The organism is Methylobacterium sp. WSM2598 (genome assembly GCF_000379105.1).
Lineage (GTDB): Bacteria > Pseudomonadota > Alphaproteobacteria > Rhizobiales > Beijerinckiaceae > Methylobacterium.
Window position 1 is genome coordinate 3,782,889 of the sequence record NZ_KB900609.1, and the last position, 10,326, is coordinate 3,793,214.

At 66.7% G+C, this 10,326-nt stretch carries 7 protein-coding genes and 1 pseudogene; 6 read left to right on the forward strand and 2 right to left on the reverse strand.

Going from position 1 to position 10,326, the window contains the following annotated elements; genetic code table 11:
- Positions 1-282 precede the first annotated feature (282 nt).
- Positions 283-1,379, reverse strand: a pseudogene (locus MET2598_RS39390) (IS3 family transposase); the annotation flags it as partial.
- A 292-nt stretch (positions 1,380-1,671) separates the two neighbouring features.
- Here MET2598_RS39390 and MET2598_RS0118055 point away from each other — a divergent pair.
- The 3 genes from MET2598_RS0118055 to MET2598_RS0118065 all read left to right on the forward strand — a co-directional run bounded on the left by MET2598_RS0118055 (position 1,672) and on the right by MET2598_RS0118065 (position 4,899).
- A complete protein-coding gene (locus MET2598_RS0118055) occupies positions 1,672-2,442 on the forward strand; it encodes a hypothetical protein (RefSeq protein ID WP_018261814.1) in 771 nt (256 codons plus the stop codon).
- 162 nt (positions 2,443-2,604) lie between these two features.
- On the forward strand, positions 2,605-3,246 hold the full coding sequence (locus MET2598_RS0118060) for a hypothetical protein (RefSeq protein ID WP_018261815.1): 642 nt from the start codon (positions 2,605-2,607) through the stop codon (positions 3,244-3,246).
- 18 nt (positions 3,247-3,264) lie between these two features.
- The gene (locus MET2598_RS0118065; protein ID WP_018261816.1) at positions 3,265-4,899 is read left to right on the forward strand and encodes an acyl-CoA synthetase; all 1,635 of its coding nucleotides are present in this window, start codon (positions 3,265-3,267) and stop codon (positions 4,897-4,899) included.
- Positions 4,900-5,352: 453 nt separating this feature from the next.
- Here the strand turns inward: MET2598_RS0118065 and MET2598_RS0118070 are convergent, their stop codons facing one another.
- Positions 5,353-5,982, reverse strand: a complete 630-nt coding sequence (locus MET2598_RS0118070; RefSeq protein ID WP_018261817.1) for a hypothetical protein — start codon at positions 5,980-5,982, stop codon at positions 5,353-5,355.
- Between the two features lie 906 nt (positions 5,983-6,888).
- Here MET2598_RS0118070 and corA point away from each other — a divergent pair.
- The 3 genes from corA to MET2598_RS36800 form a co-directional block, all read left to right on the forward strand.
- Positions 6,889-7,893: a magnesium/cobalt transporter CorA gene (gene corA / locus MET2598_RS0118075; protein ID WP_026190800.1), complete on the forward strand. Its 1,005-nt coding sequence runs from the start codon at positions 6,889-6,891 to the stop codon at positions 7,891-7,893.
- Between the two features lie 304 nt (positions 7,894-8,197).
- Positions 8,198-9,220 carry a lytic transglycosylase domain-containing protein gene (locus tag MET2598_RS0118080; RefSeq protein ID WP_026190801.1) on the forward strand — a complete coding sequence of 341 codons (1,023 nt, stop codon included), beginning with the start codon at positions 8,198-8,200 and terminating at the stop codon, positions 9,218-9,220.
- 171 nt (positions 9,221-9,391) lie between these two features.
- The coding region (locus MET2598_RS36800) for an IS256 family transposase (protein ID WP_018261820.1) at positions 9,392-10,326 on the forward strand (935 nt) is incomplete at its 3' end.

The following is a 10,326-nucleotide window of genomic DNA, read 5'->3' on the forward strand; positions in this document are numbered from 1 at the left end:
CCTCGGGCTGACGAAGCCGCACGACGTTGGTAGGAGTGGTCATAGGCGTATCGCTCTCGCTGAGAGGTTCTGGCAGGCTTCGACACCCCGCCTCGATACGCCGCCTTCACGCCAAGCGCGTCACCCAATCTCCCGCATAGCTCTCTACTCGCCCGTGCGCTGCTGCGCCCGCGCAGAGCACCAGCGCAGCCTCACCCTGCCAACAAGGCCCCGATCACCCGCGCCCTCCTCGCTGTGCCTGCCATCGCCTTAGGAGCGCTGGCCAGTGTTGTGGCCGCGCGGCGACTGGGGGATGCATTCGGGGCGTCGGACTCGGATGTGGGTCATGCCCCGAGGGCTGAGCCAGTCGGCCAACTCACCTGCGACGTAGCTCGATCCGTTGTCGGTCAGCAGCCGCGGCCGGTGCACGATCGGCACCTGATCGAGCCCGGCGGCGCGCAGCGCCAGGTCGAGCGTGGCGGTGACGTCGCTGGCCTGCATCGTGGTGCACAGCTTCCAGGCCACGATGAAGCGGGAGTAGGCGTCGAGCACCGTCGATAAGTAGTGCCAACCCCAGCCGATCACCTTCAGGTAGGTGAAGTCTGTCTGCCAGAGCTGGTTGGGGGCCGTGGTCTTGTCGCGGAACTCGTCGGCCGCCTTGACGACGATGTAGGCCGGGCTGGTGATCAGATCGTGCGCCTTGAGCAGGCGGTAGACGGTAGCTTCCGAAACGAAATAGCGCTGCTCGTCGGTGAAGCGCACGGCCAGCTCGCGCGGGGACAGCTCCGGCTGCTCCAGCGCGAGGGCGACGATCTGCTCGCGGATCTCGGCGGGCAGGCGGTTCCAAACGCGGCTGGGCCGAGAGGGGCGGTCGGCGAGGGCCTCGGGTCCCCCTTGCTGGTAGGCCTCGTACCAGCGGTAGAAGGTGGCGCGCGGGATGCCGAGCTTCTCCAGGGTGGCGCGCACTGGCAGGTGGGACTGCTCGACCAGCCGGATGATCTCCAGCTTCTCAGGAGCCGGGTACCTCATGCCTCGTCCTCCCCAGCCCCGCTCATACTTTTTTTGAGCAGGCGGTTCTCGAGCGTGAGATCGGCCACGACCTCCTTGAGGGCGCTGGCCTCGCGGCGCAGGTCCTTGACCTCGTCCGAGGTGGCAGCGCGAGCCGTGTCGCCGGCCAGCCGCTTCTTGCCCGCCTCCAGGAACTCCTTGGACCAGCCGTAGTACATCGAGGTGGCGATCCCTGCGCGCCGGCACAGCTCGGCGATGCTGTCCTCGCCGCGCAGGCCCTCCAGCACGACGCGGATCTTCTCCTCGGCCGAGAACTGCCGGCGCGTGGCGCGGCGAATGTCCTTGATCACCGCCTCTGCCGGCTTCCGCGCCGGCCCGGATGTCTGCTTCATCTTCGCTCCTGGGGGCTACGATGAACCAGCCATCCTCCGTTCGTGAAGGGCCTCAATCTGTCTCACGGGCGCTGACGGCGGACAATCCCCCACGGCAGCCATAAAGCATTGCAATAATTGCGAAAAGTTCGTCGGGCGGCGCTGGCACATCGCTTGCGCAGCGAGAGTGCGGCGGCGGAAGTCGCCGCCGGCCGTGACGCGGGGAGCGATGTCGCTACCAACCACGCGCGGTTCGACCGAGGGTAGGAAGGCGCCACCCTGGGACGCCTGCGGCAATCAGTGGAGATCTGATATGAGTACGTTCAGTGAAGACGATGCTGTGAAGAGCTGGATCCATAATGCTCCTCAGTATCACGATTATTTCTTGTTCGCCGACAACGTCGCGGCGACGGCGGGCGGGACGTTTCTCGGTGAGAACACTGCCGATCCGAATGCGACCGGGACGGCGATCTACACGGAACTCAGCAACCTTCCGACCGCCGTCTCCAGCATCCTCAAGCACAGCCAGAAGCGCGCCAATTTCCACCCGGCCACGACCAGCCCGGAGGTGCTGGCGGCAGCGTTCAATGGCTACGTGACCGAGATCGACAACAACCCTTTCTTGGCCCTCTCGAGGAATACCGCCACCAAGATGTCCTATGAAGACAAAAATTACAACGCCCTCTTCGATCAAATCTGCAGTCTGTACGCAGGACTTTCGGAGGATGACCTGAAAAATATCGAGAAAACCATCTCTGATATGGCTAAAGCTGTCTCCAGCGAGAACCATTCAGAAGAATGGAAGAATTTGTTCTCTCAATCTACCATCAACATGAGGGACCCATCGCAGCCTAAGCTCTATTTGTACTACACTGCACTGTACATGTTCCACGACAAGAGTAGAAAGAAGGAGGTTGCGCGGCAGGGCTTTGAGGTGCGTTGCACAGAGTTCTCTATCCTGACTCTGAAAATCAAGGCCAGCGCCGGCAAGCTTGTGGCGCTCGATACGACGAACGTCACCGACTGGCTGCGCGACTCCACGAGTCCCACGGACCCCAACGTCAAGCTCTGCTTCCAGGCGTAACCCGTCCGGGGCCGGCCCGCCCGCCGACGAGCGAGGGCCGGCACCACGGATCGTCGGCCCCCCCGCTCGCCGGGGTTCGCGAGCCGGGCGACCTCGGCGAGGCGTTGTGGCGGATCGGTGCTCATGGGTCACCTTGCCCGCAGCTCTAGGGGGAGAATGGACATGACAGAAACCGAGAGGCTTTATGAGACCCTGTCCAAGATCGCCGAGGCGGCCAACACCGCCGTCAGGCATTGGCATGACTGGGAAGCCCTGGAACAGGCCCAACACTCGTATCAGCAGGGCTGGGAGGCCGCTCGGGCGGTCTCGGCGACCTTTGCCAAGAGCCTGAAGGGCGGAGGCGAGGTGCGAGATCCAATCGCGGCCGATGTCCTGGCCAAGATCTTCGACCCGCACGGATGGATCTGCATCACGGGCGCGGTCGATGAAGCGCTGAAACGGATGGCCGGAGGACCGCGCCTCGCCGATCTCTGGAACGTCGAGCGCAAGTTCGCGGCCGTGTTCACGGCCTGGGTGGCGCTGCACCGGCGCAACCTCGAACACAACGCCCTGATGATGGAGGTCTGGAAGAAGGCGACGGCAGCCTTCTCCGCCGTGCTCAATGAACGGTCCAAGAACGAGCAGGGGATCGCGTCGAGCCGCGAGCTGATGGCGCTCTTCGCCATCTGCCGGTTTTGTTCCGGTTGGTCTGGCGGGTCCAATCCTTCGCTAGTGCACAGATGCCGACGAACGCATCACACGCTCGGTCATCAACTTCTTGCTGACACACGAGAAATCACGCTGAGCTTTAGAGCTCGCGCCTAGATCGCAGGAGGCATCCTCATGACTGCCAAGACCATCTACGACCATGGCCTCGACCGGAACCCGGCCAATTTCCAGCCGCTGACGCCCCTCACCTTCCTGGAGCGCACCGCGACGGTCTTCCCGGACCATGTCGCGGTCATCTACGGTTCTCTGCGGCGCAGCTACCGCGACTTCTATGCCCGCACGCGGCGTCTCGCCTCGGCCCTCGCGGCCCGCGGGATCGGGCGCGGCGACACGGTGGCGGTCATGCTCCCCAACACGCCCCCCTTGATCGAGTGCCACTACGGCGTGCCGATGACCGGCGCCGTGCTCAACACCCTCAACACCCGTCTGGACGCGGCGATGATCGCCTCCTTCCTCGATCATGGCGAAGCCAAGGTGCTGATCACCGACCGGGAATTCGCGCGGGTGATCAAGCCGGCGCTCGCGCACGCGAAGGTCAGACCCCTCGTCATCGACTACGACGACCCGGAATTCAGCGGTGAGGGCGAGCGCCTGGGCAGCCTGGACTACGAGGCGTTCCTGGCCTCCGGCGACCCCGCCCATGCCTGGTCCCTGCCCGGCAACGAGCGGGACGCGATCACGCTCAACTACACGTCCGGGACCACGGGCGATCCCAAGGGGGTGGTCTACGATCACCGCGGCGCCTGTCTGCAAGCGGTTGGCAACGTCGTGACCACCGGCCTCGGCAAGCACCCGGTCTATCTCTGGACGCTGCCGATGTTCCACTGCAACGGCTGGTGCTTTTCCTGGACGCTGTCGGTGGTGGCGGGCACGCATGTCTGCCTGCGGCAGGTGCGGGCCAAGGCGGTGTACGACGCGATCGCGGACCACGGCGTCACGCATCTCTGCGGCGCCCCGGTCGTGATGCAGCTGCTGCTGAACGCGCCTGCGGCGGAGCGCCGGGCACTGCCGCACCCGGTGTCGTTCGTCGTCGGCGGCGCGCCCCCGCCCGAGGCGGTCCTGGCCGGCATGGCCGAGGCGGGGTTCGACGTGACCCACGTCTACGGCCTCACCGAGACCTACGGGCCGGCCGTGGTCAACGAGTGGCACGCGGATTGGGACGCGCTGACCAAGCCCGAGCAGGCGGCCCGCAAGGCGCGCCAGGGCGTGCGCTACCCGCCCCTCGAGGCGCTCGACGTGCTCGATCCCAAGACGATGCGGCCAGTGCCGGCGGACGGCCAGACCGTCGGCGAGGTGATGTTCCGCGGCAACGTGGTGATGCGCGGCTACCTCAAGAACCCGAAGGCCACCGAGGAGGCATTCCGGGGCGGCTGGTTCCATTCGGGCGACCTCGGCGTGAAGCACCCGGACGGCTACCTCCAGCTCAAGGACCGCTTGAAGGACACCATCATCTCGGGGGGCGAGAACATCTGGTCGATCGAGGTCGAGGAGGCGTTGTTCAAGCACCCGGCGGTCGCGGACGCCGGGGTGGTCGGCAAGCCGGACGAGAAGTGGGGCGAGGCGGTCTGCGCCTTCGTTGAGCGGAAGAACGGCTTCGAGATGGTCTCGGCCGAGGAGCTGATCGACTGGTGCCGCCAGTCGCTCGCCAGCTACAAGGTGCCCAAGCACGTCTTCTTCACCAAGCTTCCGAAGAACTCGACCGGCAAGACCAACAAGGTCCAACTTCGGGAAATGGGCAAGGCACTGTGAGGGCAAGTGGCCGTCGGCACAACTGGAGAGGCGACGGCCCGAGAGGGCCGGGGATGAACCCTGCCGTTTGACGAGCCGCTCGCGCCGGCTGACGCTGTTCGGTGGCAAGGCGTCGGGCGACCTCTTCCGGGACCTTACCAGTCCTGATGCTCAGGCGGTTTGCCGAGCCAGTCTCCGCCTGAAGAGCTCGCCCTTCAATCCGGCGCCTCGCGCGCGGGCGCGCGTAGGAGGCTGTAACTCGTGGAAATCAAGCCGCTCTCACGCGCGCGATGGAGTTGCGACAAAAATCGCGCGTCGGGGCGGTCTCGCGTGTGCGCGTTGGGGGTGCGTACCGACCCGCGCACCATGCCCCGGCCTCGCACGCTGCGGATGATCCCATTCGGTCCGCGCCTCCGCGCGAGGACCTGAAACCGGCGCTGAAACCATGTGCGATCTCCAGACCGGGGTGACGCTCTATGGTTCACGCGGGTTGAGCTTCTTGAGGAATTGCCATGAGAGAGCCGTGACGGCGGCCTCGGCGGCCTCGACCCTGGCGATCTCTCGCTCGAAGGTGGCCCAGTGCATGCCCTTCGGCTTGGAGATGGGCTCGCCGATCGCGCCCTCGGCACCGAGCCGATCGCGCCGCTTGAAGACGCGGGTGAACGCGCGGTCGATCGGCGTCTCGCGCTGGGAGCGGTAGCCGAGCCTGTGAGCCTGACGCGACGCGAAGGTCAGGGCACCGCCCGGGAGATGAAGCTTGGCGACCCGCGCGCCGGTGCGGGGGCATATGAACCACCAGCGCCGCCCGCCGAAGGGCTGGGTCGTGGTGGTGAGCTCGATCCAGTCGTCCGAGTGCCGCTTCTCGCCGTTGGAGCGCGTGGTGGTGAAGTGCAGGCGCAGGCGGCCGTGTTCGGCGCCGAGATGGGCCTCGTAGGCGATGGAGGCGAGTTGGGCGCCGGTGCGGGTGTTGGTCCAGGTCAGGGTGCCGGCTCGGCTCTGGCCCGGTCGGCAGATACCGTCGCGCAAGAGCTTGCCGAGGGTGAGGGTCAGCCCGCTCTCGACGGTCGGCCGACCACCCCATCGTCCGCTTCCGACGCCGCCCATTTTCCCGCATTCGCCTGTCTGGATTTTCCGACATCTCGTGGGAGCTTTGATTGTTTTCAGCCGCCCGCCGGGTGGGTGGGCAGGCCCAAGCGAGAGGGCTCTTCTTGAACGGGAGGTGCCGCCATGGTCGATCTGTCCATCCCTGATGGGATGGTGGGCTGGGGAGAGGGGATGGCTTCGCCTGTGTGGGGCGAAGCCTGACAGACCTGACGGGCCGGAGCCGCCGTACGAGCCGGTCACGGAGCAATGGACGAAACCCTGTCGGGGAGGCCGGGGTCAGGCGGTCGGCCTTTACTCGCCGCTTCACCTCCGAGGAGGTCTGACGCGGAGCGAGCCGGGGGCCCATCGATCAGCGACCCGGCTGTCCGTGGGGTCGGGGCGACCCAGTCCCACTCCTGCGGCCCGGAGGCCGCTTGCTGGCCGGTGCCGTCCGGCTTGTTGCGCGGTCGCCCGGACCTGACCTGGTTAGTCACCCGGACCACGGCTCCATAGGGGAGCGGGCTATAGCGGGGCCATACTTGTTCTCTTTCTGTTCGTCAAGCTGAGTTGCCGCTCTTCCGCCGGCGCGTGCCCATGATGCCACGCCTGGATCGAGCGCTTCGCCTCCCAGCGAGGGGTGGCAACATGTAGCGTGGGGTGCCCCACGCGCGCGTAGGCGCCTGCAACCGTGGTGGCATCAGAGACGTGGATGTTTTCCTGACACGGTTTGCCGACAGCTGCCGGCCCGTGCTCTCGAGCGAGTAGGCCGTCGGCACCCTCATCCCCTCTATGTAAGGAAAACGGCCGTTTTGTTTACACACTGGTTCGCGATTGAGTGCAGGTGGCGCCGTCGTCTCGCGAACTCCGGTTGCGCCGCGAGACCGCTCGGGCGCAACTTCGAGCCGGCAATTGTCTGGGGGACACGCCATGCTCGCTCCCGCTCCACCGCCTCCCGCACCGACCCCGGGCGTCGTCGCAGCCGGCGTCTATGCGGCAGGCCGCCGCATCGCCGAGACCACCGTGGTGGAAGCCGGGGCCTGGGCGCGCAAGCCCGGCCACATCGTCTGGATCGGGCTCTACGAGCCCTCCGACGCGCTCCTGAGAGAGGTGCAGGCGCAGTTCAACCTGCATCCTCTCGCGATCGAGGATGCGGGCAACGCCCACCAGCGCCCGAAGGCGGAGCAGTACGATACCGGACTGTTCGTGGTGGCGCGTACCGCTCAGCTCGTCGAGGGCCGCATCGCCTTCGGGGAGACACACGTCTTCCTTGGGCGCGGCTACGTGGTGACGGTCCGGCACGGCGCCTCGACCTCCTACGCCGCCGTGCGCCAGCGCTGCGAAGCCTGCCCGACCACGCTCGCTCAGGGCGAGCACTACATGCTCTACGCCATCCTCGACTACATCGTGGACGATTACGGCCCCGTGATCCAGACGATCCACGACGAGGTCGAGGCGATCGAGGACGTCGTGCTCGCCCGCGAGCTGCAGCAGGCGGAGATCGAGCGCCTCTACATGCTGCGCCGCGACCTCCTGCGCCTGCGCAATGCCGTCGTCCCTCTGGTGGAAGTCTGCCGCAAGCTCGAACACGCCGAGACGCTGGCGATCGACGCCCACATGCAGGTGCTCTTCCGCGACGTGTCCGACCACATCCGGCGCGTGCAGGAGGAGATCGACGGCCTGCGCGAGGTGCTGGCCTTCGCCTTCGAGGCGAGCCTGATGATCGGCCAGACGCAGCAGACCCACATCGCGCGGCGCCTCGCCGCTTGGGCTGCCATCCTGGCAGTACCTACCGCCGTGGCGGGCATCTACGGCATGAACTTCAAGAACATGCCAGAGCTGGAGCTGCAATACGGCTACTTCATCGTGCTCTGCGCGATCGTACTGGTGTGCGGGGTGCTCTACCAGCGCTTCCGCAAGTTCGGGTGGTTGTAGTCACGGCCGCACCACGGGCGTCGGTGCGCCTTCTGACGATCAGCTTCGGCGAGTTGATCACGGCCGGTCCTGACCCGTGCTGGGCCGTCGAGGTGGGGATCAACGACGCCGATCTCGGGCGGAGCAGTGCTCCGTCCGGTACTCCGGCCAACTGTTCAGCTCTACTCCCATGTGAGCAGACAAGCATGATCCAGGGGCAGCCGCCCTCCTCCGGTGTTCCGATGATCGTAGGAGCCAGGTATCGCATCGCCTCGGGCATTGGTCCGATGTTGAACTCCGGCCTTCAGCAGCTAGAACCGGCTGCGTGATCGAGAAGCTTGCGCGCGTACTCCTGGCCGGCGTGATCGGGGCGTCGCTGGCCGCCGCACCAGTGCGATCCGCTCCGAGTACGGCCACGATGGAGACGGTCGGGCAGGCGCTCTGCCGTCTCATCGAGAGCTCCGCCAGAGCCAGAGGGCTGCCGGTGCCCTTTCTCACCCGCCTGATCTGGAGGGAGAGCGGCTTCCGGACCAGCGCCACTAGTTCAGCGGGCGCGCAGGGTGTGGCCCAGTTCATGCCCGGCACCTCGCGCGAGCGCGGCCTCTCTGACCCCTTTGACCCGGAGCAGGCCATCCCGCACGCGGCGCATCTCCTGGCCGATCTGCGCAAGCGGTTCGGCAACCTTGGCCTTGCTGCCGCCGCCTACAACGGCGGCCCAACCCGTGTGGCCAATTGGCTTGCTGGCTCGGGCAGCCTCCCCGCCGAGACGCGGGCCTACGTCCACGCGGTCACGGGCAGAGCAGTGGAGGAGTGGCGTGCCCCGGCAATGGCGAGACCCGATACGCTCACCGGTGAGATATCTGGTGCGACCTCTCCCGGGGACGCGGGCAACACGCGCGCGGTGGGCAAGGCGGCGGAGACTGGCGGGGCGAAACGCGCCGCCCCCTCAGCCGCTCTGGCGGCAGCCGGGCGGGGAGCGGAGACGGGTCCGAGCTGCGCACAAGTCACCGCGGGGCTGCGTGTCCCGTCACGCCCCGAACGTGCCTCGCCCCTTGCTCTTGAGCCCATTGTCGTCCCGCCAGCTCCGCCGCTGTGGGGACCCTGGGGCGTTCAGCTGGCCGGCAACTTCTCCAAGGAGCAGGCCCTCGAGAGCTTTGTGCGCACGCGTTCCGCCTATGCCAAGGTGATCGGGGAGGCTCGCCCGATGATCATCGGGACGCGCCTGCTGAGCCGGGGCGGCGGGGCGTTCTACCGGGTCCGCATTCCGGCCCAGAGCCAAGCGGAAGCGACCGCACTCTGCGGGAAGATCCGCACAGCCGGTGGTGCCTGCCTGGTCCTGAAAACCTGAAGGGCAGACCGGTCGTGTCCCTACTGGTGGTGTAGCTCGCCGGGAGCGAGAGAGCCCGCCTGCGCGCCCTCCACAGCGCCGAAGCAGGCGGGATCTCTCGCGGGGTGGTCATCGGCGGTTGCCGGGTAGGGTCGGGTTGCTGGCACCAACCGCGAACCCAAGAGACCTCCGATGACCGACGAGATGATGAGCCTGCGCGGGCTGCTGGAGAAGAGCGCCGACGCCGACCTGCTGCGCGAGATGATCGGCTTTGCGGCCGAGCGGCTGATGGAGCTGGAGGTAGGCGGCCTGACCGGGGCGGCCCACGGCGAGAAGAGCGCCGAGCGGCTGGTCCAGCGCAACGGCTATCGTGACCGGGACTGGCAGACGCGAGCCGGCACGGTCGAGCTGCGCATCCCCAAGCTGCGCAAGGGTAGCTACTTCCCCGTCTTCCTGGAGCCGCGCCGCATGGCCGAGAAGGCACTCACCGCCGTGATCCAGGAGGCGTACATCCAGGGCATCTCGACCCGCTCGGTCGATGATCTCGTTCAAGCCATGGGCGGCACCGGCGTGTCCAAGAGCCAAGTCTCGCGGCTCTGCCAGGAGATCGACGAGCGCGTGGGCGCGTTCCTTGACCGGCCGATCGAAGGCGAGTGGCCGTATCTCTGGATCGACGCGACCTCCGTGAAGGTGCGCCAGGACGGTCGTATCGTCTCGGTGGCGGTGATCGTGGCGGTGGGCGTGAACAGCGACGGGCGCAGAGAAGTGCTCGGCATGGACGTTGGCCCCTCCGAGGCCGAGACCTTCTGGACCGACTTCCTCCGGAAACTCGCCCGGCGCGGTCTGCGCGGCGTGAGGCTTGTGATCTCGGACGCGCACGAGGGCATCAAGGCCTCGGTTGCCAAGGTGATGAATGCCACCTGGCAGAGGTGCCGCGTCCACTTCATGAGGACCGTGCTGGCCCACGCCGGCCGCAGCGGGCGGCGCGTCGTGTCGGCCTTCATCGCCACCGCCTTCGCCGGGACTGTCAGGAATTTCGTGTGGGGCGGCCATAGTGAACCCGAAGGAGGTTCCCGATGGCACGACGCAAAGCGCCCCGCATCCCTGATGCGATCTTGGACCAGTTG